The organism is Nocardiopsis aegyptia, from assembly GCF_013410755.1.
GTDB lineage: Bacteria > Actinomycetota > Actinomycetes > Streptosporangiales > Streptosporangiaceae > Nocardiopsis > Nocardiopsis aegyptia.
On sequence record NZ_JACCFS010000001.1, the window covers coordinates 6,060,252 to 6,086,381 of the forward strand.

Sequence of the window (26,130 nt, forward strand, 5' to 3'; positions counted from 1 at the left end):
CCCGGGTAAACTCACGGCATGCCGCACGCCCCCGCAGCCCCTGTCAGCCCCACCGTGCGCCTCCTGGCCGTCGCCGCGGCGCTGCTCGCGGCCCTCGCGGTTCTGGTGGTGGTCGCACCCGCACCCGCCGCCGCCGACGGGACCGAGCAGCCCACGACGCCCGCGGCGCACGTCGCCGCCCTCATGGCCGAGGAGCCCGAGGGCCGGGCCGTCGTGGTCAGCGACATCCTGGCGGGGGAGTACGACCTCGAGCGGGTCCAGGAGCAGGTCCGGGCCGAGTTCGACCGCCTGGGCGTCCCCTATCAGGTCTTCGTCTCCACCGGCCTGTTGACGTTCGAGGGCGAGGAGTTCCTGGCCGCTGTGCAGGAGCGGTCCGGCCGGGAGGGCCTGTACGTGCTGCTGAACGCGGGACAGACGGGCGTCGTCGCCACCACCACGCCCGGGATCGACCTGCCGACGCGCGACGCGCGCAGCGTCCTCCTGAGCGACGAGTCCTACGACTACGAGACCCCCGTCCCCCAGCTCGCGGCGGGCTACGTCGACGCCCTCCTCGACCCCGACGTCGCCGAGCGCGCCGAGCGTGCGCTGAGCGAGGCCCTGAACCAGCCCGTCGAGGGCACCGAGCCGGTGGAGTCGGACGACGAGGCCCCGTCCGCCTGGCGGGAGTTCCTGGACGACATGAGCCCGGACAGCACCAACGGCCCGGAGAACACCGGGACCGTGGCCGGCGTGGTGGGCGGCACGGCCCTGGGGTTCGGCCTCACCGCCGCCGTCCTGGTCTGGTGGCGCAGGTCCGACCGGCGCGTGCGGTTCGGCTCGTGGGCGTGGGCGGGCGGGTCCGTGGCGGTCGCCGCCGCGGTCGTCGTGGCCGGCATGGTCCACGCCACCTCTGCCCCCGCTGAGGAGTCCGCCACGCCAGAACCGGAGGCCGCCGAGAGCGCGGACCTGATGGCGGAGCCGCCGTACGTCGCCGCCACCGAACGCGTGGACCGCGTGATCGGCGCGTGGGAGGGGTCACCGGTGTTCGCCGACCCCCTCATCACTGTGGACCCCGCGGTGCTGGAGGAGCTGGACGCCGCGGTGGCCGCCGCCCCCGTGCCGGTCCACGTGGCCGCGGTGCCCCTCGCCGACACCGACGAGTCCGACGGCGACCCCGAGGTGCTGGCGCACGCGCTCGCCCACACCCGGGGCGAGGACGGGGTCTACGTCGTCGTCGACGGCACGTCCGGCAGAGGGGCCTTCGCCCTGCTGGGCGTCGACCCCGGCTCGGACTCCTACGACCTGTCCACGGCGATGTCGGACGCCATGCCCTCGGCCGCGGGTGTCGAGGTGGCCCTGGCGCTGGTGGACGAACTCGGCGGGGCCCGGCTCGACCCCGAGGCCAGGGCGACCGTCCCCGCGGCGGCGAGGCTCCACGACGACACGATCGAGGACGAGGAGCCGACCACACCCCTGGGACGCTACGCCGCCGACGGACTGCTGCCCGGACTGCTCATCCTCGGCCCGCTCTTCGGCGTCCTGCTCTGTCTCGCGTTCGTCCCGCCGTACCTGCTGGTGCGCCTGGCACGCGCCACCCCCGGCCGACGGCTGCGCCCGACGGCCCGCCGTGAGGCCGAGCGCGCGATCGCCGCGTTGAAGGCGGCCGGGGACCTGCCCGCCGGTGACCAGGCGGTCCGGGACCTCGACACGGCGCTGATCGTGCTCGGGGAGGACCCCGACGAACTCGACCTCGTCGGGGCGACCGTGCTGGCCCGCCGCGCCGCGCGGCGCCTGGAGGAGGGCAGCGCGGGTGGCGGCGGCCGGGTGTGCATGGTCGACCCCCTGCACGACTTCGCGTCGGGCAAGGGCCGCATCCCCAAGGCGAATCGGTCCGACCTGCACCTGTGCGGCCGCTGCCTGCGGTTGACACCGGCGTTGCGCACACCGCTGAGGGTCACCGGCCCCTTCGGGCGGCGCGTCCCGCACCTGTTGCTGGACGAGCGCAGCTGGGTCACCTCCTGGTACGGGACGCGCGAGAACCTGAGCGGAGAGAAGCTGTTGGAGGAATCCCGTGCCCGTTAGTGCCCGCTCGATCCGCTCCGGCGGTGTCCGCGCCGTCCTGGTCCTGAGCGCGGCCGCTCTGGTCTGGGCCGCGCCCGCGGCGGCGCGTGCCGACGCCCCGACCGAGTCACCGGCCCAGACCATCGCCACCGCGCTGGCCGAGTCGCCGGTCTACGTCGACCCCTCCTACGACACCGCCCTGCCGGAGGACGCGCGAAGCGCAGCGGTCGCGGCCATCGAGGAGAGCGGGCTGTCCGTGCGCGTCGTCCTGACCCCGCTGGTGGCGGGCGACGCCTGGAACGGCGACGCCCAGCGGCTGGCCGCGGCCGTCCACGAGCGGGCGGGTGGCGGCGACGCCCACTACCTCGTCCTGGAGGGCGCGAGGCTGGTGGGCAGCGACATGCTCGCCTCCACCGCCGAACCCTCGGACCAGCGCGCCCACTACGCGTCCCTGGCCACCTCCTACGCCACCGACTTCGACGCCCCGGTCGCCGAGCAGGTGGAACTGGCCGTGGAGTACGCCGTCTCCGACGACCCCGCCGCGGCCTACGAGGAACAGATGCGCGCCTACGAGGAGACCCAGGAGCCGGCGGGCGCCGATCCCGCGACCGGCTCCACTCCCTCCCCGGCCGCGGACGCCGGTGACGCCGGGACGGGCGGGTCGGCCGGGTCGGCCGGGGCGTGGCCGTGGATCGGGGGCGGCGCCGTGGCCGCGCTCGTGCTGGTGGGCGGCTACCTGCTGTGGACCCGGCGGCGACCGGTGCCGGCCCTGCCCCAGCACGCCGCCTTCGCCAACGCCGACCAGGCGCGGCGCGACGCCCTGGAACGCCAGGTCGAACGCGAGCTCACCGAGGTCGGCGAGCGCCTCGGCGCCATGGAACCGGCTCCGGGCACCGCCGCGTCCCGGGCCCTGAGCTCCGCCCTGGACGCCCACGACGCCGCCCGCAGGGTCGCCGAGACCATGCGCGAGGGCTCCCTCGCCGACGTCGTCGGCGCGCTGGTCCTGCTCGACCTGGCCGAGGACGGCCTGGCGGCGGCCCGGAGCGGCGGGCGGGCACCGGCCCGGCGCCGCCACTGCTACGCCAACCCGCTGCACGGCACCGACACCGCCGAGACGGACTGGCGCAGGCTCGGTGCCACGCAGACCACCCAGGTCCCGCTGTGCCGTACGTGCGCCAAGGCGGTGCGCGGCCGGACCCGGCTGCACGTGCTCCAGGTGGAGCACGAGGGACGCACCGTGGCCTATCACGAGGTGCCGTCCGAGGAGAGTGTGTGGGCCGCCACCGGCTTCGGCTCACTCACCGACGACCTGGTCCAGCGCGTCCAGCGCGGCGCCCACCGCACGGGGCGGTAGCCGCGCCGGCGCCGGCCGGGACGCGGGCGGTGGACGGCTCCGTACCGGAACGGCACCGACCGTCGCTATAGTTCGCACGGGCTCCGGTGGGACGGCCGGGGCCAGGAGGACGAGCGAGCGGGATCGGGGCGGTTGTGGACGACGGGACGGGCGAGGACGGGGGCGCGCGGCCGCCGGAGCGCACGGTCGGCGACTACCGGCTGGTGCGGTCGCTGGGGCGCGGCGGCTTCGGCGAGGTGTTCCTGGGGGAGCGCGCGGACGGCACGCTGGCGGCGGTCAAGCTGCTGCACGCCAGCTGGGCGGGCGACGCCGACATGCGGCGGCGCTTCACGGCCGAGGTGGAGCAGGCGCGGCGGGTGAGCGGGTTCTGCATCGCGGGGATTCTGGACGCCGATCCCGAGGCGGAGCAGCCGTGGATCGCCACGGAGTACATCGAGGGCCCCACCCTGCAGGAAGCGGTCGACAAGGACGGCCCTCGCAGCGGAGTCGACCTGCACCGCCTGGCGGTGTCCACGGCCACCGCGCTGGCGGCGATCCACGCCGCCGGGGTCGTGCACCGGGACCTGAAGCCGGACAACATCATGCTGGCGGCGGACGGGCCCCGGGTGATCGACTTCGGCATCGCCCGGGCGGTGGAGACGACCTCCGTGACCGCCAGCGGCGTGGTCGGCACGATCGGGTACATGGCGCCCGAGCAGTTGGAGGGCGCCCGCCTGACCTCGGCGGTGGACCTGTTCTCCTGGGGCTCGGTGATGGTCTACGCCGCCACCGGCAAGGAGGCCTTCTCCGGCCCGACGCAGGCGTCGCGGATCGCCCGCATCCTGGGCGGGGAGCCCGACCTGGGCGCTCTGCCGGAGCCCCTGCTCGGCATCATCCGGACGTGCCTGGACAAGGACCCCGACCAGCGCCCCGACGCCTCCACGCTGCTCAACCGGCTCATCGCCGCTCCGGCCGAGGGGACGCCGGCACCGGCACCGACGTCGGCACCCGCACCGGCGCCGGACGCGGAGGGCACCACGGTCACCCCCCGGCCCGACGACCGGACCCGGGTCGGCGTGGACCGGACGAGGGTCGCCGGGGACGCGCCGCCGCAGGTCGACCCCACGCGTGTGGCGCCGCCCGCCACGGTCGACCCCACGCGTGTGGCGCCACCGGCCACGGTCGACCCCACGCGCGCCTACACCGGCCTCGCCGCACAGGACGGTGCGTCCGCGTCCGTGTCGGCGCCCGGCGCCCCGCCCGTGCCGCACCACTCCGGAGCCGCGCCGTCGGGCCCGTACCACTCCGGTCACCAGCCGGTCGGGGCACAGCCGACCGGTCCCGGGCCGTCGGGCCCGCTGCCGTCGGGCCCCCACCACACCGGCGGGGTGCCCCCGTACCACTTCGGCGGTGTGCGGTTCACCGATCCGGGCGCGCTGGCGCAGGCCTTCCAGCAGGACTGGCCCTCGGCCCTGCGGGTCTTCGGCGACGCCGCCGAACGCGCCGCCCTGGGCGCCTGGATCATCGACGACCTGGGCGATACCACCGTCGACCGGGCCCTGTTCCGGCGCCAGACGACGGACGCCAACCTCGCCATCGCCTCCTTCGTCGCGCAGCTGCGCCCCGACCTCCCGCCGGTCTTCCGCGGCCGCCCCGCCTCCGTGGAGGCGCTGGGCGAGCTGTTCGCCGACCCGGCGCCCGTGCTCACCGGAGCGCCCCTGGCCAACGAGATGGCCCTGCTCGCCCGGCCCGACGTCCTGCGCGTGATGGGAAACCACCACTCCGGCCGTCCCGGTGCGCTGCACCAGCTCGCCGAGCACCTGGGGCAGGCCGAACGCGCCGGGATCGCCTTCCACGAACGGCTCCGGAACGAGCTGGCCGGATGGGTGAGCACGCGGGTGCACGTCAATCCGGCGCTGGTGCTGGCCTTCCTCCTGCACCCCGAGCGCGCCGTCCCGCCGAACGACGGTGACAAGGCCGTCGCCGAGTGGGTCGACATCCTGTGGCGCAAGGTCGAGTCCGCGCCCGTGCCCGACAGCGCCGGCCACGCGGCGATGGTCTACGGGGCCGTGCCGACCCTGCGCGAACTCGCCCGCCAGCGGCGCCACTGGGAGGAGCGCTTCGCGTCCGTCTCCGCGGAGCACGACACCCTGCTGAACCGGGTCGGCCTCCAGGTCCACCTCACCAACGCCGTGCGGTACAGCCGGTGGGCGATCCTCGCCCTTCCCGGCTCGCTCGTCCTGGAGTACGCCCTCGACGCCCCGGACTGGATCGTCGGCCTCCTGGCCGTGATCTCCGTCCTGGGCCTGATCGGGGCGATCTCGTGCACGGCGGCCCGTCGCGTGGTCTGCGGCACCCCCGCGCGCCGCGCCCACCGGGTCATGGAACTGGAGCACTCCAACGCCCAGCTCCCGCAACTCACCTCGGGCGTGGAGCGGATCCGCACCGACCTCGCCCAGGCCCGCAGGATCAGCGAGGGCTGACCGGCCACAGGACGACACAACAGGAGATGGGGACGCGTATGGACGGGGCCGCTCGCACGGTGGGCGAGTACCGGCTGGTGCGGTCGTTGGGGCGCGGCGGGTTCGGTGAGGTGTTCCTGGGGGAGACCGGGGACGGTGCGCGGGCGGCGGTCAAGCTGCTGCACGCGAGCTGGGCGGGCGACGCCGACATGCGGCGCCGGTTCGCGGCCGAGGTGGAGCAGGCGCGGCGGGTGAGCGGGTTCTGCATCGCGGGGATCCTGGACGCCGACCCGGAGGCGGAGCAGCCGTGGATCGCCACGGAGTACATCGAGGGCCCCACCCTGCAGGCGTCGGTGGTGGAGGAGGGGCCCCGGTCCGGGGACGAGCTCCAGCGCCTGGCGGTGAGCACGGCCACGGCCCTGGCGGCGATCCACGCCGCGGGGGTCGTGCACCGGGATCTGAAGCCGGACAACATCATGCTGGCGGCGGACGGGCCGAGGGTGATCGACTTCGGGATCGCCCGGGCGGTGGAGTCGACGTCGGTGACCGCGAGCGGCGTGGTCGGCACGATCGGGTACATGGCGCCGGAGCAGTTGGAGGGCCTGCGCCTGACCTCGGCGGTGGATCTGTTCTCCTGGGGTTCGGTGATGGTGTTCGCCGCCACGGGGCACGAGGCCTTCCCCGGGCCGACCCAGGCCTCGCGCGTGGCGCGGGTGCTGTCCGGCGAACCCGAGACCGCCGACGTCCCCGCGCCCCTGGCCGCCGCGGTCAGGGCGTGCCTGGACAAGGATCCGCGACAGCGCCCCGACGCCCCGGCGCTCCTCGACCACCTGGTCACCGGGCGCCCGCTCCCCACCGCGGGCGGCCCCGCGGTCGCGTACACCGCGGCCACCCGGGTCGAGGGGGCGCCCGCGATCCCGGCGACGCGTACCCACACCCGTCTGGAGACCGCGCCGCCGCCGGTGGAGCAGGCGGTGGAGCCGTCAGTGGAGCCGCCGGCCACCGACGGCGGGACCCGGGCACCGCTCACCCAGGGCGCCTACGCGGGAGCCGGGCCCGGCTCCGCGCCGCCCGGTGAGGCACCGCCCTACCACTTCGCGGGAATCCGCTTCACCCGGGTCGGTGCCCTGGCCGCCGCCATGCAGGAGCACTGGCCCGCGGCGGTCGCGGTCTTCGGCGACGCCGCGGAGCTGGCCGCTCTCGGCTCGTGGATCGTGGGCGACGTGGGGGACACCACGATCGACCGCGCGCTCTTCCGCCGCCAGGTGAGGGACGTGAACCTGGCCGTGGCGTCCTTCGTCGCCCAGGCCCGCCCCGACCTGCCACCCGTCTTCCGCGGCCACGACGCCTCCGTGCCGGGCCTGCGCAAGCTCTTCCACGATCCGCGCCCGCTGCTGACCGGCGCGCCGATGGCCAACGAGCTGATCCTGCTCGCGCGGCCCGCGGTCCTGCGAGTGATGGCCTCGCACGGTACGGGGGACGCGGCGGAGCTGCGCTCGCTGGCCGGGAGCCTGGACGCCGCCGAACGCGCGGGGACGGCCTTCCACCAGGAGCTGGTGCGGAACCTGGTCGGATGGCGCGACGTCCCGGCCAGGGTGGATCCCGCCCTGATCCTGACCTTCCTGCTCGACCCCGCTCTCGTGGTGGCGCCGGAGCCGGGCATCCCGCGTGCGGAGGGGGACTGGATCGCGGTCCTGTGGTCGCGCGTGGAGGGCGCGACCGGGGCCGAACGCGCCGGATACGCCGCGACCGTCTACGGGGCCCTGCCCACGGTCACCCGCCTCGCGCGCCAGCGCGCGGAGTGGCGCGAGCGCGAACAGAGCACGCGGAGCGAGTACGCCCGCCTCGAGGCGACGGTGCGCACGCAGAAGTCCTACGGAACCGCGAAGACGTGCTCCCTCTGGATCGGCGGCACGTCCTTCTTCGTCGGCACGGTCTCGGGAGCGGCCGACATGCCCTTGATGGCGGCACTGGGCTGGCTCACGGGCCTGGTCGCGGGTATGGCCTTCGTGATCCTGGTCGTCATGGACCACAGCGCGCACGGTGACTCGATCGCCCGCGCGCGAAGGGTCAGACACCTGGAGAGCCTGCCCCACCTCCTGCCCGAACTGCGCAGCGGCCTCCAGCGGATGGACGCCGATCTCGCCCGGGCCCATAGGATCGGCGGAGGTTCGGGCAGTACGGCGAGGTGAGTGGGAGGACCGTGGAGGAGACGACGCGGACGGTCGGCGGATTCCGCCTCGTGCGCTCGCTGGGACGTGGCGGGTTCGGCGAGGTGTTCCTCGGAGAGCGCGCGGACGGCACGCGGGCGGCGGTCAAGCTCCTGCACACCGCCTGGGCCGAGGACGCCGACATGCGGCGGCGCTTCACGGCCGAGGTGGAGCAGGCGCGGCGGGTGAGCGGGTTCTGCATCGCGGCGATCTTGGACGCCGACCCCCAGGCGGAGCGGCCGTGGATCGCCACGGAGTACATCGAGGGCCCCACCCTCCAGCAGGCGGTGGCCGCGGAGGGCCCGCGTACGGGATCCGCGCTCCAGCGCCTGGCGGTGTCCACGGCCACGGCCCTGGCGGCGATCCACGCCGCGGGCGTGGTGCACCGCGATTTGAAGCCGGACAACATCATGCTGGCGCCGGACGGGCCGAGGGTGATCGACTTCGGGATCGCCCGGGCGGTGGAGGCGACCTCCGTGACCGCCAGCGGCGTGATCGGGACGGTCGGGTACATGGCGCCCGAGCAGCTGGAGGGCGCCCGGCTCACCGCGGCGGTGGACCTGTTCGCGTGGGGCTCGGTGATGGTGTTCGCGGCGACCGCGCACCAGGCGTTCCCCGGCCCGACCCAGGCCTCGCGGATCGCCCGCATCCTGTCGAGCGAACCGGACACCGGAGGCGTCCCCGAACCGCTCGCCACGGTGGTCCGGGCCTGTCTGGACAAGGACCCCGACCGGAGACCGGACGCCGCCGCGCTGATGGACCACCTGGTCACCGGCCGCCCCCTGGCCGTCGGCGGCCCGGCGGTGCCCCCGACCCGCGCCTACACGCAGCTCGCGACCCCCGGGGAGAGCCCCGGAGCCGCGCACCCGGGCACCCCGCAGACCGCCGGTCACGGGGCGGCCCCGTACGCTCCGGGTTCCACCGCGGTCCCGCCTGTGGCCGGTCCGACCGGTGCTCCGCGCACCGCCGAACACGCGCCGCCGGATCCGGGCGGCGGGTACACGGGCGCCCCCTACACTTCCGGGCACGCGGCCGGTCCGCACGCCCCGGGGTCCACTGGTCCTGCCTCGAATCCCACTGGTGCCCCGTACACCTCCGGATCCGTGGCGCCTCCCCCGGATCCGGGCGACGGGTACACAGGTGCCTCGTACACCTCTGGTTCCACGGCGGTCCCGCCCTACCCGGCGGGTGCAGGCCACACGTCGGGGCACGCGCCGCCGCCGGATCCCGGCGACGGGTACACGGGTGCCCCCTACACCTCCGGTCACACCGGGACGCCGCCCGGGCCCGGCGCTGTGCCGACCTACCGCTTCGCCGGGACGGCCTACGCCGACGCCGGCGAACTGGCGGCGGCGATGCAGCGCGACTGGACCGAGGCGGTCTCGGTCTTCGGCGACACCACCGAGCGGGCCGCCCTCGACTCGTGGATCACCCGCGACCTGCGCGTGACGCTCGCCGACCGCTCGCCCTTCCAGCGCGGGGTGGTGGACGTGAACCTCGCCGTGGCGTCGTTCGTCGCCCAGCTGCGCCCCGACCTGCCGCCGGTCTTCCGCGGCCGGGAGGTGTCCCCCGCCGGACTGCGCGCCCTGTTCCGCGACACGCGGCCCCCGGCCCCCGGCGACCGGTCCGCCCACGAGCGACTGCTGCTGGCACGCCCCGCGGTGATCCGGCTGATGGCCGCCCACCGCGGCCCGGACGCCGAGGTCCTGCGCGTCCTGGCCGAGGACCTCGAAGCGGCGGACCGCGCCGGCGCCGCGCTCTGGCAGGAGAACGGATCCCCGGGGCGCGCGGACCCCGTCCTGACCCTCGCCTTCCTGCTGCACCCGGACCTGGTCGTCCAGCCCGATCCCGGCGACCGGCCCGGGAGGGCGGAGTGGGCGAGCGGCCTGTGGGCGCGGGTGGAGAGTGCCACCGGCGCCGCGCGCGCCGGGTACGCCGCGGCCGTGTTCGGGCTGCTCCGGCGCTTCTGACCCGGCGCACCGCGGCGGCCCGCCGTGCGTCGGGTCCGCACCGCGCTCAGGACTCCGGTTCGGCCCACGGGCGTGGCGCGTCGGCGGTGACCAGGGCGTCCAGGCGGGCACGGATCGCACTGGCCGCCAGCGTGTAGGGCCGCTCCGGGTCGTCCTCCAACAGGGACAGCCCGTTGGCGGTGTCCACGAACGCGTGCACCTCGAAGGTGAGCAGCGCGGTGTCGGTGTCGTCGGCGAGCTGTCCGAGCTGGCGGGCGTCCTCGGCGGTCCGGACCACGAGAGCGCGCCATTCGTGCTGAGCGGTGACCAGTGCGTCGCGCACCCGGCCCGGCCGGGACTCGAACTCGGCCGTGACGGTGTAGAAGAAGCAGCCGCCGGTGAAGACGCGGTCGCGCGAGTAGGCGAGTTTGTCCGCGCACAGCCGCCACAGCCGTCCCACCCCGGGCGGGATCTCCAGTGCGCCGCGCACGACGTGGTCGTGGTAGATCCGACTCGCGGCCCGGATGGCGGCCAGCTGGAGCTCCTCCTTGGAGCCGAAGTGCGCGAACACCCCGCTCTTGCTGATCTGGAGCTCCTTGGACAGCCGGCCGAGCGAGAGGCCGTCCAGCCCTTCGACCGACGCGATGTCCACCGCGCGCCGCAGGACCGCGCGACGGGTCTGGTCACCGCGCTCGACCCGTCCGTCGGTCCGCGTGCTCATCCGTGCCTCCTGAGTAGACGACCGATCTGTCTCATCCTAGAACACCCTGCCCTTGACGCGATGGCTCCGCCAAACAAATAATACGATCGTTCGTATAGTTTTCTCGGTGCGGTCCGCCGCACGGAACGGAGGCCGCAGTGAACACCATCGCGCTGACCGGAACCGCCCTCAATGCCCTCGCCCTGCCCGCCCCCGCGGTCGCCGGAGAGATGGCCCGCCGCCTCTGGGTCCGCAGGGGCCCGGCGCGCCCGGTCGCCGACCAGGACCGCGACGTCCACGCACGGGCCCGCGTCGAGACCCTGCACGTGGGGGAGTGGGAGGTGGCGACCTACGCCTGGGGCGACGGCGCCCGCCCCGTCCTGCTCGCGCACGGGTGGCGCTCGCGCGCCTCCTGGTTCGCGCCGCTCGTGCGCCGCCTGCTCGAACTCGGCTACAGCCCCGTGTCCTGGGACGCCCCCGGCCACGGGGCCACCGGCGGCCGGTCCGGCACCGTACTGGACGCCCTGGAGATCATCGGCCTCCTGCAGTCCCGGCACGGCCGGTTCAGTGCCGTCGTCGGGCACTCCCTGGGCGCGCTGTTCTCGGTGCACGCCCTGCGCGAGGGGATCGACGCCGACCGGCTGGTCCTCGTCTCGAGTGTGGCCGACTTCGAGACCGTCATCGCCGGGTTCGCCGCCGAACTGCGGCTCAGGCCGCGCACCGTGGCGGCCCTGCGCACGGCGATCGAGCGCCGGTACTTCGGCGGGGACACGACCGTGTGGACCCGCTTCAGCGCCACCCACGACGCCCACACCCTCGCCCTGCCGGTGCTGCTCCTGCACGACCGGGAGGATCCGATGATCCCCCACGCCCAGTCGCGCCGCCTGCTCGCCGCGTTCGGGGAGCGCGCCCGCCTGGTCACCACGTCCGGGCTCCGGCACAACGGCATCCGCACCGACCCCGACAGCCTGGACCGGATCACCGCCTTCGTCCAGGGGGCGCCCGCGCCGCTGCCCTAGACGGCCGCGGGGACGGCGCCGCTCACGTCGGGGGAGTCGGCGCCCCGGAGTTGTCGACGACCAGCCGGGCGTGCGCGCGGGGGCGGTGCCCGGTGTAGAACGACTCCTCCTGCCGCGCCCACCGGTCCCGGTACGGGGCGTACACGGCGGCGTCCCAGCGCGCGTCCAGCCTGCGCGCCCGCTCCGCGGCGGGCGCCGCCACCCAGACCAGCGCGTCGGTCAGGCTCCGGACCTCCCTCGCACCCGACCCGCAGCCCTCCACCACCAGCGTGCCGCCTGCGGCGACCCCCTCCGGGAGCCGGGTCCACTCCCGGGCGAAGCGGCCGTCCTCCCAGTCGAAGCGGTGCCAGGCGGCGGGCTCCCCGCGGCGCAGCGGGGCCAGCACCCAGTCGTGGAGCAGGCGCGGTGCCCGCGCGAGCCCGTCCCACCCGGGGTAGAGGTCCTCCATCGTCAGCACGTGGACCGGCTCGCCGCGCGCGGCCAGTGCCGCGCGCAGGCGCTCGGCGACCGTGCTCTTGCCGGATCCGGAGCGGCCCTCCACCGCCACGACGCGCACGCGGGCGCTCCGGTCGGGCAGGAGCGACACCGCTCGGGCCGGCCATCCGCTCTCGGCGGTGCTGATCATCGGTACTGGCACGCTCGCACCCTAGGCCATGGAGAGGGGCGGCCCAGTCGGCGTTCCGGCTTGCGTTCAATGCTTGTAACATTCGTCTCAGCAGCGCCGTCGCGCTGGCACGAGAGACGACGAAGGGGCCACCGGGTGACCGACACCGCCGGGACACCGGGATCACAGTCCGCCCTGCGGCAGGCCAACGAACGCCGGATCGTGGACGCGCTCCGCAAGGAGGGCACGCGGACGCAGGCCGAGCTCGCCCGGGCCACCGGGCTGTCCGCCGCCAGCGTGTCCAACATCGTGCGCGGGCTGCGCGCCGCGGGCACCGTCTCGGTCCGCGACACCGCCTCGAACGGGCGTCGCGCCCGCGCGGTCACCCTGCTGCGCCCGCCAGGCGCGGTCGTGGCCGTGGACTTCATGCCCGCGCGGATCCAGGTCGCGGTCGGCGACAGCGACGGCAACATGCTCGCCCGCGAGGCGATCGCCTACGACGTGGCCGCCGACGCCGAACGCGGTGTGCGGCGCGCGGCGTGGCTCACCGAGACCACGCTGCAGCGCGCCCGCATCGACGTGGGGACCGTGTCGGCGGTGGTGGCCTCGGTGCCGGCGCCGATCGACCCGGGTACCGGCGAGGTGGGCCGCATCTCCTGCGTCCCCCGCTGGGCGGGCCACCGCCCGGCCAAGGCGCTGACCGAGCGGCTGGGCCTGCCGGTCGTCGCGGAGAACGACGCCAACCTCGCCGCGCTGGCGGAACAGCACCGGGGCGCGGGCGAGGGCGCCCAGCACGTGATCACCCTGATCATCGGGGAGGGCGTCGGTGCGGGCATCATCATGTCCGGCCGGCTCTTCCGCGGCGCGGGCGGTACCGCGGGCGAGGTCGGCCACATCGCGCTCGACCCGCGCGGACAGGTGTGCCGGTGCGGCAACCGGGGGTGCCTGGAGACGTTCACGGGCGCGCACTACCTGCTGGACATGCTGCCCCAGAACGCTGACGTGGCGCGCGGCCCCGGCCCGGTCGGTGTGCCCGACGTCGTGGCCGCGGCCCTGGACGGGGACCTGGGCAGCAGGCGGATCGTCTCCGAGGCGGGCACGGCGCTCGGGCAGGGCACGGCGATCATCGCCAACCTGTTCAACCCGGAGCGGGTGGTCGTCGGCGGCGACCTGGCCGAGGCGGGTGAGCTGCTGCTGGACCCGATGCGCCGCGCGATGGAGCTGGGCGCGCTCGGCAGCGCGCTGGGCCAGCTCGAACTGGTGCCGAGCGCACTGGGCGGCGACGCCTCCCTGTACGGCGCGCTGCTCTTCGCGGCACAGCGCGTCAGCTGACCCTCGTCGGCCGGCCCCCTCCCACCCAAGTCTTGTAGAGCTCGTCACTGTGGGGCGTGTCACCGTTCCACAGCGTTGACGCGTGCCCGAACACCGTCCGCCGCGGTCTCCGGGGCGGCTCGGCGGGATGTGCCTCGCGGCGTCGTCCGAGGTCAGGGGCGGGTAAAAAGTTCGAGGACGGGTGATCGGCGCGTACCCTTCACACAAGGTCACGTCCGCTGCGAGCCGCTCTGGCCAGGGGTTTCCGTGTGTTTAGTGCTTGAAGGCAATATCCGTGATGTTTCAGTTATGTGTTCAGGAGTTGACGTCAAGCCCACGGCGGGGTTGTACTTCACATCATTGCTCGCGAGTTCCCACACCGAAAATCCCCCGTGAAGAGAGGCACAGCGTTGATGACCCGACGCTTCGCAACCCACCAGAAGTTCACAGGCGGCCTCGCCGCCGCCACGGCCTCACTGGCCCTGCTCGTCTCCGGCTGCAGTGCCCTCACCACCTCCGGTGCCGAGGGCGAGCAGACCGAGCAGACGGTCGAGGAGGGCTTCCACGTCGGCCTCCTGCTCCCCGAGCTGCAGACCGCGCGCTACGAGGCCTTCGACCGTCCCTTCTTCGAGGAGGCCCTTGGCGAGCTCTGCCCCAACTGTGAGCTCTCCTACGCCAACGCCGACCAGGACGTCGACGAGCAGCAGACGCAGGCCCAGGCCATGCTGACCGACGGGGTCGACGTCCTCGTGCTCGGCGCCGTCGACTCCCAGGCCGCCGCCGGAACCGTCAACGAGGCCCGCTCCCAGGGCGTGCCCGTGGTCGCCTACGACCGCCTCGCCGAGGGCGGCGCGGACATGTACGTGTCCTTCGACAACCACCGCGTGGGCCAGGTCCAGGCCGAGGCCCTGCTGGAGGCGCTCGAGCAGGACGGCACCACCGGCGAGGGCTCGATCGTCATGATCAACGGCTCGCCCACCGACCCCAACGCCGCCGACTTCAAGGCCGGCGCGCACGAGATCTTCGACGGCCAGGTCGAGATCGGCCAGGAGTTCGACACCCCGGACTGGTCGCCCGACGAGGCCAACAGCCAGATGGAGGGTGCCATCACCTCCCTGGGCGTGGACGAGATCGTCGGCGTCTACTCCGCCAACGACGGCATGGCCTCCGGCATCATCTCCGCGCTGCGCAGCGCGGGCGTGTCCACCGAGGACCTGCCCCCCGTCACCGGACAGGACGCCGAGCTCCACGGCATCCAGCGCATCATCGCCGGTGAGCAGTACATGACCGTGTACAAGGCGATCCGCCCCGAGGCCGAGATCGCCGCCGCGATGGCGGTCTCCCTGGCCACCGGCGAGGACCTGGACGCGGGCGAGTACACGCTCACCGACGTCGAGGACGCCAACGGCGAGTCCGTCCCCGCCATCCTGCTGGAGCCGATCTCGGTGACCGAGGAGAACATCGGCGACACCGTCATCTCCGACGGGATCTACTCCATCGAGGACATCTGCACGGCCGACTACGAGGACACCGACTTCTGCCAGGAAGCCCTCTAACCGGGCCAGGCGCGACGCCCCGGGCGGGGCGGGCGGACGGTGAGTCCGCCCGCCCCGCCGGGACGAGAAGAGAGAAAGAGCGCATGAGTACACCCGTCCTGGAACTGTCCGGGATCTCCAAGACCTTCGGGGCCGTCCGCGCCCTGAGCGAGGTCGACTTCCAGGTCGACCCCGGAGAGGTCGTCGCCCTGCTCGGCGACAACGGCGCCGGCAAGTCCACCCTGGTCAAGGTGATCGCCGGAGCCCACCCCGCCGACGCAGGCGGGGTCATCACCTGGGACGGGCAGCCGGTCACGATCGGCGCCCCGTCCGACGCCCAGAAGCTCGGTATCGCGACCATCTACCAGGACCTCGCGCTGTGCGACAACCTGGACATCGTCGGCAACCTGTTCCTCGGCAACGAGAAGCTGCACTTCCCCGGCACCCTCGACGAGGTCGAGATGGAGAGCCGGGCGCGGGAGCTGCTCGACTCGCTGTCGGTGAGCATCCCCAACCTGCGCGTCCCCGTCGCCTCGCTCTCCGGCGGCCAGCGGCAGATCATCGCCATCGCCCGCTCCCTGCTCGGCCAGCCGCGCGTGGTGATGCTCGACGAGCCCACCGCCGCGCTGGGCGTGGCCCAGACCGCCCAGGTGCTCGACCTCATCGAGCGACTGCGCGACCAGGGCCTGGGCGTCGTGCTCATCAGCCACAACATGGCGGACGTGCGCGCCGTCGCCGACCGCGCCGTCGTGCTCCGCCTGGGCCGCAACGCCGGGGACTTCCCCATCGCGTCGACGAGCTACGAGCAGATCGTGGCCGCCATCACCGGTGCCGCCGACAACCCGGTCACCCGGCGCTCCAGCCGTACCGGTTCCTCGGCGCTGGCCACGGAGGACAACCGATGACTCAGCAGACTCACGCCACGCCCGCGTCGGGCGAAGGAACGGGCACACCCGGCGAGCCGCGGCGCGACCCCCGTCTCCTGGTCACGGCCGCCTCCCCGAGCGGCTGGCTCAAGGCACTGCGCCGCAACCTGCGCGGCGGCGAGCTCGGGCCGGTCCCCGTCATCATCGGCCTCATCCTCATCGCGGTCGTGTTCCAGTCGATGAACGACCGGTACCTGTCGGCGCAGAACCTCTCCAACCTGACCGTCCAGATCGCCGCCGTGGGCCTGATGACCACCGGCGTGATCATGGTCCTGCTGCTGGGCGAGATCGACCTGTCCGTGGGGTCGGTGTCCGGACTCTCGGCCGCCGTCCTGGCGGTCCTGGCCGTGCGCTTCGGCGTCTCCGAATGGGTGGCGATCGGCGCGGCGGTCCTGGCCGGCCTGCTGGTCGGACTCCTGCACGGCGTGATCTTCGCCAAGCTGGGCGTCCCGGCGTTCGTGGTCACCCTCGCCGGACTCCTGGGGTGGCAGGGCCTGCACCTGTACCTCCTGGACAGCTCCGGCTCGGTCAACACCAGCGCCAACGGCGCCATCGCCATGCTGACCCAGACCTACTTCGTCCCGGTCGTGGGCTGGGCTCTCGTGGTGCTGACCGTGCTGCTGTACATGGGCACGGTGTTCGCGGTCGAGCGCAGGCGCCGCCTGGCGGGGCTGCCCTACAAGCCCCTCCTGGAGGTGCTCTTCCGCTCCGCGCTGCTGGCCGTGCCGCTGGTGGGCGGCGTGTGGGTGCTCAACCAGTACAAGGGCGTGCCGCTGGCCTTCCTGATCTTCGTCGGGTTCGTGGTCGCCCTCGACCTGATCCTGCGCAAGACCAAGTACGGGCGCATGGTCTACGCGGTCGGCGGCAGTTCCGAGGCGGCCCGCCGCGCCGGCATCAGCGTGGACTTCATCCGCATCTCGGTCTTCGGCATCGCCTCCACGCTGGCGGCGCTGGGCGGCATCATGCTCGTCTCGCGCAACTTCGCGGCGAGCGTGTCCACCGGTGGCGGCGAGGAGCTGATGATGGCCATCGCGGCCGCGGTCATCGGCGGGACCAGCCTGTTCGGCGGCCGGGGCAACGCCTACTCCGCGCTCCTGGGCGGCCTGGTGCTGGGCGCGATCGCCTCCGGCCTGCTCCTGCTGCAGATGGAGTCCTCGGTGCGCTTCATGATCACCGCCGCGGTGCTGCTCATCGCGGTGATCCTGGACGCGATCTCCCGGCGCGGTCGCAAGACCCACGCCAGGGGCGGCGCCTAGGAAGCGGCGACGGCGCCCGGGATAAAGCGGTTCCGCTCACCGAGACCCCAGGGGTCGAGGTGAGCGGTTCCGCTTGCCTGGACCCCAGAGGGCCGATCGCCCACGATTGCGCTGACCGTCACCCCAGGGGATTTGATCCGGGCCGAAGCGAGGGACGAGCGGAGGCCCGAAGAAAACACGGGTGAGGGGCGCGCCGGTGCCTGCAGGAGGAGTCTCGGCCGCCGGCGAGGAACGAGCCAGGCAGCAGCGACGACGAAGGGCCCGGCGTGAAGCGCCCTGAACCACCCCGGCGTGAAGCGCCCCGAGGACATCCGATGTCCCGATCTCCTAATCCCGGTCGGATGGATCGAGATATAGCGTCGGCCTCCTCATGATCGAAGACATCGCACGCCCCGCCGCCCAGGGACTGGCCGGCTCCGCCGACATCTGGGTGGTGCTGCTCATCGCCGGGGTGGCCGTCCTGGCCGGAGCCGCCGTCCAGAGCACCGTCGGGCTCGGCCTCGGCCTGGTCGCCGCGCCCGTCATCTCCTTCCTCGACCCCACGCTCATGCCGGGGGCCATGCTCATCGCCGCCGTCCTGCTGCCGGTGCTCACGCTCCTGCAGGAGTGGCGGCACGTGGACTGGCGGGGCATCGCCTGGGGCGTGCCCGCCCGCGTGCCGGGCACGATCGTGGCCGTGTGGGTGGTGGCGGTCCTGGCCCCCCGGGCGTTGGCCGGGGTCGTCGGCGCCATGGTGCTCGGGGCCGTCGTGCTGTCGGTGTGGTCCTTCCGGGTGCGCATCACCCCGGGGTCGCTGCTGGTCGCCGGGTGCCTGTCGGGCTTCGCCGGGACCGCGACCTCCGTGGGCGGACCGCCGATGGCACTGCTCTACCAGCACGAGCCGCCCGCCAGGGTCCGAGCGACCCTGGCCGCGTTCTTCCTGCTCGGGTCCACGCTGTCGCTGACCGCGCTGATGCTGGGCGGACAGATGGACACCCGCACGGTGGTGGCCGGGCTCGCGATGATCCCGTGCGTGGCCGTCGGCTTCGCCCTGGGCAACCTCCTGCGCCGGTGGGTCGACGCGGGCCGGCTGCGCCTGGCGATGCTGGCCGTGGTCACCGCCTCGGCCCTGGGCCTGCTCGTCCAGGCCGTCCTCGGCTAGGACGTGTTCCACGGGCCTGCCTCGGGAAGGCTCCGCGGCAGGGCCCAGCACGGCGGCTGCCGGACCGCGTACCAAAGGCGGTAATGTACGCCCAAACCGAGGGCGGGCCGTCGACGCGTGTGGTGCGGCCCACCGAACGGGGCCGCCGGACAGGGCTCCGCGGCCCCACTCGGCCGACCTGGGCGGGACCCGTGGGATCAGGCCCATAAACTCGGGTATGTATACCTGCCGGTAGCCTGCCCCGGACCCAGTCACGGGCCGGGCCGGGCACAGTTGACGGACACGCTGGACGAGGGGACTGACGAGACAGTGGCACTGTTCGAGTCGATACAGAATCCGGAAGCGCTGAAGAGGCTTCCGGCCGACCAGCTCCCTGCGTTGGCCCAGGAGATCAGAGACTTCCTGGTCGTGTCCTGCGCACAGACCGGCGGCCACCTGGGCCCGAGCCTGGGTGTCGTCGAACTCAGCATCGCCCTGCACCGCGTCTTCGACTCCCCCAAGGACCCGATCCTCTTCGACACCGGCCACCAGGCCTACGCGCACAAGGTCCTCACCGGACGGCACGACTTCAGCAACCTCAAGTCGGAGGGCGGCCTGTCCGGCTACCCCTCGCGGGCCGAGTCCGAGCACGACTTCATCGAGAACTCCCACGCCTCCACCGCCCTGTCCTACGCCGACGGCATGGCCAAGGCCAACGAGGTCCAGGGGCGCACCGACCGCACCGTCGTCGCGGTGATCGGCGACGGCGCCCTGACCGGCGGCATGGCCTGGGAGGCGCTCAACAACATCGCGGAGAAGCGCAACCGCCGCCTGGTCGTGGTGGTCAACGACAACGGCCGCTCCTACTCGCCCACCCGGGGCGGCCTCGCCGACCACCTGTCCTCCCTGCGGCTGGCCCCCGGCTACGAGCAGGCGCTGGACCTGGCCAAGACCACCCTCAACCGCACCCCCGTGGTCGGCCAGCCCCTCTACGAGGCCCTGCACGGCCTCAAGAAGGGCGTCAAGGACGCCATCCAGCCGCAGATGATGTTCGAGGACCTGGGCCTGAAGTACCTCGGCCCCATCGACGGCCACGACGAGCAGGCCCTGGAGAAGGCCCTGCGCCGCGCACGCGACTTCGGCGGGCCGGTGATCGTCCACTGCATCACCCAAAAGGGCAAGGGCTACGCCCCCGCGGAGAACCACGACGAGGACCAGTTCCACGCGCCCGGCCCCTTCGACGCCGCCACGGGCGAGGCCAAGCCCGGCCCCAACGTCGTCAAGTGGACCTCGGTCTTCGCCGACACGATGGTGGAGATCGGCAACGAGCGCGAGGACGTGGTCGCCATCACGGCGGCCATGCTCCACCCGACCGGACTGCACAAGTTCGCCGCCGCCCACCCCGACCGCATCTTCGACGTCGGCATCGCCGAACAGCACGCCGCCACGGCGGCGACCGGCATGGCGATGAACGGCCTGCACCCCGTGGTGGCCGTCTACGCCACCTTCCTCAACCGCTGCTTCGACCAGGTGCTCATGGACGCCGCCCTGCACCGCCAGGGCGTCACGTTCTGCCTGGACCGCGCCGGCGTCACCGGCAACGACGGCGCCAGCCACAACGGCATGTGGGACATGTCCATCCTCCAGGTCGTGCCGGGCCTGCGCCTGGCCGCCCCGCGCGACGCCGAGCGCCTGCGCACCGCGCTGCGCGAGGCGGTCGCCGTCGAGGACGCGCCCACCGTGGTGCGCTACCCCAAGGGCGCGGTCGCCGACGACCTGCCCGCCCTGGACAGGGTCGGCTCCATGGACCTGCTCCGCCGCGCCACCGAGGGCGGCCGGTCCCGCGACCTGCTCATCGTGGGCGTGGGGACGATGGCCCAGGTCGCCTGCGAGGTCGCCGACCGGATGGCCGACCAGGGCATCGGCGTCACCGTCATCGACCCCGTGTGGGTCAAGCCCCTGGACGAGGCGCTGGTCGCCGAGGCCGCCGAGCACAGCGTGGTCGCCGTCATCGAGGACAACGGCCGCACCGGTGCGGTGGGCGACGCCGTGGCCCGTCTGCTGCGCGACAACGACGTCGACGTGCCCGTACGCACGTTCGGCATCGAGCAGGAGTTCCTGGACCACGCCAAGCGCGACCGCATCCTCCAACAGCAGGGCCTGACCCCCCAGGAGCTGTCCCGCAAGCTCACCGAGGCCGTTCTGCGCCGCACCGAGGCCGGTCACGGCCACGAACTGGCCGACGAGACCGCCTAGCCGCCCTCTTCGCGCCCCCGCACGAGCCACTGCGCCCCCCCGCACACCTGAGGCCGTCCCGCCGTTCGCGGGACGGCCTCACGGCGTCCTGTGGGACCGCTCGCTCCGGTGGTGCCGATAGCATCACCAGGCCAGTGCACGGCGTCCGCGACCGCGCCGGACGCCCCGACCGGCCGGGAGGCCACATGAGCGAGGCGTACTCGCCCGTCCCGGAGCTGAACCTGCTCAGGGAGTTCGACGACCGGATCGGTCCGGTCTACTACTCGGACGGTTTCGAGCTGCGCGAGTACGGCGCGGACGCCGGCCTGCACACCTGGTCGGAGCACCCGGACTTCCTGAGCCGGCTCGTCCCCTTCGCGCAGGCCAACGGCTCCGGCTCCGACTACGCGCTGTGGCGGTGCGACGGTCGGACCGACCTCGCCGCCCTCCCCGTCGTCCTGGTCGGCGACGAAGGGCACCTCTACGTGATCGCGCGGGACCTGAGGGAGCTGTTCCGGCTTCTGGCCCTCGACAGCGCGCCCTTCGCCGACGTCGGATTCCTCGCCGCCGAAGACGTCGAGGACCACACCGCCGGCCACCACGAGTACCTCACCTGGCTGGACCGGAACTTCGGCCTGGGGCCGCCGGAGGACGTGTCGGCACTCTGGGCCGCGCGGAAGGAGCACGACGACCGGTTCCGGGCCTGGGCGAGCCGGTTCGTGGAGCTGCTCGATCCCTGACGGTCCACCGCGACGCGCGGCCCTCCGGGCGGTCTAGGGCCGGATCTCCCGCTCTCCGGTTCCGGCGTGCTCGGCGCGGCCGAGCTCCGAGCGGGCCTCGACACGATCGGGGACCAGTCCCTGGGCGCGCAGTTCGGCGGCCACCAGATCCGACATCACCGCGGCGCCCGCGATCGACAGGTGGGTGTCGTCACGCAGCTGCCGGGTCAGGTACAGGTCCTTGGCGGCCTCCGGCCCCAACCCCTCGACCAGCTCCCGGCTGTGCTCGGTCAGGTCGATGAGCGCCGTGCCCTCGGCGGCGGCGACCGCGCGCATCTCGGCGGGCAGGTCCACACCGAGCCCGTTGACGATCAGGCCGACCTCGTTGAGCCGGTCGCCGGTGAACCAGCGCCGCACCACCGGGGTGACCAGCACGGGTTCGGCGCCGGTGGCCCGGATGCGCGTGACGGCCTCGGTCAGGTTCGCGCGGAAGTCCCGCGCGCTGGTCTGCTTGTCGTTGTGCCCGACCTGGTACAGGACCGTGTCCCCGGGTCCGATGCGCTGTTCGACCGTCGGGAGCAGGGCTGGGTGGGCGAGCACGGAACCGCTGCTCTCACCGGAGTCGGCGTAGTTGGCGACGGCCAGGCCGTGCCGGTAGTGGGCGGGCAGCAGTTGGCCCCAGCCCGTGTAGGGGTGGGTGCCCTGGTCGGTGACGGTCGAGTCGCCGAGGAGGTAGAGGTCGGGCCGGTCGGCGGGCGCGGGCGCGAGCCCGATGCCCTCGACGCCCGGGGCGGGTCCGTCCAAGACCAGGGTGAGCCCGTCCTCGCCCGGGCCGGCCCCGCCGGTGGGCTCGCCCTCCGGATCGCGGACGTCGACGGTGAAGGTCGCCCGTTCGGTGCCGCCCGCCTCCATTGCGGTGGCGGGGACCATCAGGCGGCGGGCCTCGGCCCACACGGCGGTGTGCGCGGCCTCGGGGCCGCCGAGGCGGACGGTCACGTCGTACCGGCCGGGGTCGACGTCGAACCGGCAGACGACGGGCGCCGTGCCGGTGCACTCCTCCAGGAGGGCGGGCGCCGGACGCGGCGCCGGCTCCAGGCCCTGGCCGGGGGAGGCGGCGGAGGCGGCGTGGGCGGGGACGGCCACCGAGGTGGCGAGGGCGAGGGCGGTCAGGACCGTGACGAGGGGTCGGGTGCGCACTGCGTTCTCCAGGGGGTGAGGGGGAGGGGCGGGGCGGGGGCGCCCGTGGGGGCGCCCCCCCCGGACACACCTAGGTGCGCGGCAGCTTGTCGCCGATCAGCGCCAGGTTCTGGATCGCGGCCAGGCCGAACAGCGCCGTCGTGTTGGTCGACACCCACGGCGCGCTGTCCGCCGGGTTGAGGGTGTGCTCGGACTCCGTCGAGCTCCAGTCGCGGTCGTGCGCGTACTCCCAGCCGTCCTGCGGGTCGAGGAACCGCGCCCACGCGCGCTCGGCGTAGGCGTCCTCGCCCAGGCGCACGGCGGCGTAGGCGTCCAGGCGTGAGTGGCCCTGGCGCAGGATGAGGTTGCCGAAGTGCTCGCCGACCTCCTCGGTCTGCTCGTCGCGACTGGCGTTGTACAGGCGGCAGTACTGCAGCCACGCCTGCTCGAACTCGGGCATGTCCACCAGGTCGATCAGCTCGGCGCACACCTCCACCTGGCCGAACATCGCCGACAGGTGGCTCACGCCCACCGCGGCCTCCGCCTCGGCGAAGACCCCGGTGTCCAGGTCGTAGAGCCCCTCGCCCTGGATGAACCCGTTGGGCATGGCCGCGATCGACTCCATCGTGCCGCGCAGCTTGGCCTCGGCGGTCTCGGCCTTGGGCCCGCGACGCTCCCACTCGGTCAGCCACGCGAACGCCAGGCCGCTCCAGTCCGTGCCCAGACCGATCGCCAGGGCGTTGCGGTCAGGTTCGTAGGGCTCGTTCCGGATCTTGCGCAGCGGGTCCAGGGCCAGGAACGTCTCGTCGGAGTCCACGAGGGCGCGCATCAGGTCCCCGGTGCGCTCGTCGGCGGTCAGGAAGTAGAACATCCGGCGGTACCCGGCCGTGGAGATGCGCTGCTGCTTTGCACTGCACCCCCAGTGCTGCACGTTGTGGCGGGTCCCGAGCCCCGCCCACTCGCCCAGGTGGTACACGTCCACCTCGCCGGTGTGCCGCGTCATCGCCTCGGCCATGCGGAACACGTCCGCGCGTCCCGAGCGCATGTAGGCGTACCACAGCCACAGGTCCGGCGACAGTTCGGAGTTGTCCCAGGCGTAGCCGCCGACGTCGTACCGCCACACCTGCCGGTCCTCGTCGAAGGAGTGCATGATGTCGCCGTAGTCCCAGAACCCGTACCAGTGGCGCTGTTCGACCTGCGCGGAGTAGTAGTCGAAGAGGAAGTCGAGGTTGGCCTCGATCTCCGCCTTGGCGGGGTCGGAGCGGTCCACCGGCGCGAACAGGCCGCCGAACACGCCCGCCGAGGTCAGGTGCGACGTCGAGTTGACGACCTGCGGCGTCGCGCCGACCGTGCGCCCCATCGCGCCCAGCCGCTCGGCCGAGGGCGTGGCCGCCACCGCCCAGAACGTCAGCTCCGTGGTCCGGGCGATGCCGTAGGGCGTGCCGAAGCCGGGTTCGTAGTCCTCGTAGGTGATCCTGAGGCCGTCGAGCTGCTCGGCGTGGGTGTCCTGTCCCATGCCGTCGTGGTAGAAGCGGGTGTCCATCGGACCGGCCTCGGGCGACCACATCCAGACGGTCGCCTCCGCCTCGTCGGTGTGGGCGCCGCGCACGTCCAGCTGCGCGGGATGGCGCTGCCAGAAGTCGCGCATCCCGAACACCAGCCCGCCCGTGACACCGCCCACGTACCCGGTTCCCGCGGCGCGCCGGCCCTGGTCGACGGGCACCCATCCGTTCCCGGCGGCCGTGCGCTTGCGCACGGAGAACCCCTCGGAGTTGGGCTGGCTCAGCGTGTGGTCGCCCCAGGCGGGCACGTAGTGCATCCACTCGCCGACGCGCGGGTCCCACGTGCCGATGTCGGGTAGCCGTTCCCCGGCCACCTGCGCGGCCCGCACCTCCGCGCCCGGGTCGCGGCGCAGCCCGGTCACGCCCTGGACCGCCTCGGCCACCATGCGCTCGCCGCCCGCCAGCAGACGCACGTGCCGGTTGTAGAGCTCGTCGCGCATCGGCACGGTGAACCGCACGCCCAGGCCGGCCACGAAGTCGGTGGTGCCGTCGCTGTCCAGCACGAAGCTGTGCACCACGCGGAAGGACTCCGACCCGGCGTAGAAGTACAGCCGCAGCGTGAACGGCAGTCGGCCCTGGCGCCCGTTCACCTTGCCCCGGCGTGCGCGGCGGTGGGTGCCGTCCACGCGCACGACCGCGCGCACCGGGCCCTCCTGCTCGACCGTCACCTCCTCGATCCAGCTGCGGTAGGCGTGCCGCCGGGCCGGGGCGGCCTCGATGTCGTCGACGATGTCGTCCTGTCCGAGCGCGACCAGTTCGCCGTCCGTGGCGATGGTGACCCCATCGCGCTCCACACTGGAGACCACGTGCTGGCCGCGGGTGGGGATCGTCGCCGTGATCACGCCGGTGGACACGGTCACCTTCCGGCCGGCGGTCGAGACCGACACCGCCGACTCCGGCTCGGCCGGGGTCCCCGCCCCGAGCGTGTACTCCTCGTGGGCGGCCACCGAACCGGGGATGGCGTGGCCGGTCCACTTCACCGTCCCGTCCGGCCAGAAGGCGGTCGGCCAGGTCTGCAGGGGGACGGGTGTGCCGTCCGCGCCGTGGAGGGCGAACGAGGAACCCTCCGCGACGGCGCCCTTGGGCCAGGGCGTGCCCCAGGTCGCGCCGGGGAGTTCGGAGGGCACGCCCTCCAGCCACCGGACACCGACGTCGGGCGCGCCCGCGGGTTCGGTGGGCAGGGCGGAGGCGGCGGCGGTCCCGCCCCAGCCCGCGTCCATCGCCATCGTGGTGAGCGGGACGGCCACTCCGGTGGCGGCCATGCCCTTGAGGACGTCGCGTCGGACGTACTCCGTCCTCGCGTTCTCCTGTGTGCCTGTCTGCTCGTGCACGTGTGGTGCCTTTCCACCGGCTCGCGGGGAGCCGGACGTGAACTGCCGGGACCCCCGCCCCGTTCGTCACCCCGTGGTCCGGACCGCCTCCCTTCCCTCGGCGCGTACCTCCAGGGCCGCGCCCGCCAGCAGCACCTGGCCCAGCACGAGCGGTGCCATGGCCGGCACGGCCGTGCAGACCGGCGCGGCCGCGACCACCGCCAGGACCGCGAGGACGGACCCGTGGAGGTCGCCGGTGATGCGGTCGGCGCCGGAGCGGACGGCGCCGCGCCAGTCCATGCCCGGCCGCCAGCACGCCGCGACGCGCAGCAGGGCCGCCGCGGCGGCCACCACGGCGACGGTGGCGGCGGCCGACCACGCCTCCGCGCCGGGCAGGCCCGCCCCGGCCGCCGCGTACCCCACCAGGAGCAGGGCCGCGGCCGTCGGCGGAAGGAGGAGGACGGGTGGTCCGGCGCGCAGGGCCTCGCGCAGGCGCGCGGCGAACAGCGCGGCGCCCACCGGGCCGGTCCGCGATTCGCGCAGGACCGAGCAGCCGGCGGTGACCGCGGCCAGGGCCGGGACGACCAGCAGCGCGGCCAGCGCGGTCAGCAGCCCCACCAGCAGGGACTCGGCGAACAGGCCCAGGCGTGGGAACACGTCACA

General features: G+C 73.8%; 18 protein-coding genes. 13 read left to right on the forward strand and 5 right to left on the reverse strand.

All coding sequences use genetic code 11. From position 1 onward, the window contains the following. The first annotated feature begins 18 nt into the window (after positions 1-18). From HNR10_RS27095 to HNR10_RS31470, 5 genes are all read left to right on the forward strand, one after another. Entirely contained in the window at positions 19-2,061 is a 2,043-nt protein-coding gene (locus HNR10_RS27095; protein WP_179828376.1) for a hypothetical protein, read from the forward strand. Next, the gene (locus tag HNR10_RS27100; protein WP_312889427.1) at positions 2,051-3,394 is read left to right on the forward strand and encodes a hypothetical protein; all 1,344 of its coding nucleotides are present in this window, start codon (positions 2,051-2,053) and stop codon (positions 3,392-3,394) included. Before HNR10_RS27095 ends, HNR10_RS27100 begins: the two co-directional genes overlap by 11 nt. 134 nt (positions 3,395-3,528) lie before the next feature. Further along, on the forward strand, positions 3,529-5,856 hold the full coding sequence (locus HNR10_RS27105; RefSeq protein ID WP_179828378.1) for a serine/threonine-protein kinase: 2,328 nt from the start codon (positions 3,529-3,531) through the stop codon (positions 5,854-5,856). Positions 5,857-5,894: 38 nt separating this feature from the next. Beyond that, the gene (locus HNR10_RS27110; protein WP_246406426.1) at positions 5,895-8,027 is read left to right on the forward strand and encodes a serine/threonine-protein kinase; all 2,133 of its coding nucleotides are present in this window, start codon (positions 5,895-5,897) and stop codon (positions 8,025-8,027) included. An 11-nt stretch (positions 8,028-8,038) separates the two neighbouring features. After that, positions 8,039-10,015: a serine/threonine-protein kinase gene (locus HNR10_RS31470; protein ID WP_312889428.1), complete on the forward strand. Its 1,977-nt coding sequence runs from the start codon at positions 8,039-8,041 to the stop codon at positions 10,013-10,015. A 46-nt stretch (positions 10,016-10,061) separates the two neighbouring features. On the opposite strand, the gene HNR10_RS27120 is transcribed toward HNR10_RS31470, so the two are convergent. After that, positions 10,062-10,715: a TetR/AcrR family transcriptional regulator gene (locus HNR10_RS27120; RefSeq protein ID WP_179828382.1), complete on the reverse strand. Its 654-nt coding sequence runs from the start codon at positions 10,713-10,715 to the stop codon at positions 10,062-10,064. 137 nt (positions 10,716-10,852) lie between these two features. Between HNR10_RS27120 and HNR10_RS27125 the strand changes: the two genes are divergently transcribed. Next, positions 10,853-11,713, forward strand: a complete 861-nt coding sequence (locus tag HNR10_RS27125) for an alpha/beta hydrolase (protein WP_179828384.1) — start codon at positions 10,853-10,855, stop codon at positions 11,711-11,713. 22 nt (positions 11,714-11,735) lie between these two features. Here HNR10_RS27125 and HNR10_RS27130 read toward each other — a convergent pair whose 3' ends face one another. Then, complete coding sequence (locus HNR10_RS27130) at positions 11,736-12,338, reverse strand: AAA family ATPase (protein WP_179829987.1); 603 nt, start codon at positions 12,336-12,338, stop codon at positions 11,736-11,738. A 135-nt stretch (positions 12,339-12,473) separates the two neighbouring features. On the opposite strand from HNR10_RS27130, the gene HNR10_RS27135 reads away from it, so the two are divergent. The 7 genes from HNR10_RS27135 to HNR10_RS27165 all read left to right on the forward strand — a co-directional run bounded on the left by HNR10_RS27135 (position 12,474) and on the right by HNR10_RS27165 (position 21,440). Further along, positions 12,474-13,649: an ROK family transcriptional regulator gene (locus tag HNR10_RS27135; RefSeq protein WP_179828387.1), complete on the forward strand. Its 1,176-nt coding sequence runs from the start codon at positions 12,474-12,476 to the stop codon at positions 13,647-13,649. A 392-nt stretch (positions 13,650-14,041) separates the two neighbouring features. Then, positions 14,042-15,184, forward strand: a complete 1,143-nt coding sequence (locus HNR10_RS27140; RefSeq protein WP_179828388.1) for an ABC transporter substrate-binding protein — start codon at positions 14,042-14,044, stop codon at positions 15,182-15,184. 83 nt (positions 15,185-15,267) lie between these two features. Then, positions 15,268-16,068, forward strand: coding sequence for an ATP-binding cassette domain-containing protein (locus HNR10_RS27145; protein ID WP_179828390.1), 801 nt, complete (start codon positions 15,268-15,270; stop codon positions 16,066-16,068). Then, on the forward strand, positions 16,065-17,345 hold the full coding sequence (locus tag HNR10_RS27150) for a sugar ABC transporter permease (protein WP_179828392.1): 1,281 nt from the start codon (positions 16,065-16,067) through the stop codon (positions 17,343-17,345). Before HNR10_RS27145 ends, HNR10_RS27150 begins: the two co-directional genes overlap by 4 nt. Positions 17,346-17,715: 370 nt before the next feature. Beyond that, a complete protein-coding gene (locus HNR10_RS27155) occupies positions 17,716-18,486 on the forward strand; it encodes a sulfite exporter TauE/SafE family protein (RefSeq protein WP_179828395.1) in 771 nt (256 codons plus the stop codon). A gap of 309 nt (positions 18,487-18,795) precedes the next feature. Beyond that, positions 18,796-20,721, forward strand: a complete 1,926-nt coding sequence (gene dxs, locus HNR10_RS27160) for a 1-deoxy-D-xylulose-5-phosphate synthase (RefSeq protein ID WP_179828397.1) — start codon at positions 18,796-18,798, stop codon at positions 20,719-20,721. 185 nt (positions 20,722-20,906) lie between these two features. Beyond that, entirely contained in the window at positions 20,907-21,440 is a 534-nt protein-coding gene (locus HNR10_RS27165) for a hypothetical protein (protein ID WP_179828399.1), read from the forward strand. A gap of 33 nt (positions 21,441-21,473) precedes the next feature. Here the strand turns inward: HNR10_RS27165 and HNR10_RS27170 are convergent, their stop codons facing one another. The 3 genes from HNR10_RS27170 to HNR10_RS27180 form a co-directional block, all read right to left on the reverse strand. After that, the gene (locus HNR10_RS27170) at positions 21,474-22,616 is read right to left on the reverse strand and encodes a rhamnogalacturonan acetylesterase (protein WP_179828401.1); all 1,143 of its coding nucleotides are present in this window, start codon (positions 22,614-22,616) and stop codon (positions 21,474-21,476) included. Between the two features lie 70 nt (positions 22,617-22,686). Next, positions 22,687-25,488 (reverse strand): exo-rhamnogalacturonan lyase family protein, encoded by a 2,802-nt coding sequence (locus HNR10_RS27175; RefSeq protein WP_312889430.1) that lies wholly within the window; start codon positions 25,486-25,488, stop codon positions 22,687-22,689. Positions 25,489-25,554: 66 nt separating this feature from the next. Next, positions 25,555-26,124, reverse strand: coding sequence for a hypothetical protein (locus tag HNR10_RS27180; RefSeq protein WP_179828403.1), 570 nt, complete (start codon positions 26,122-26,124; stop codon positions 25,555-25,557). Between the last annotated feature and the right edge of the window lie 6 nt (positions 26,125-26,130).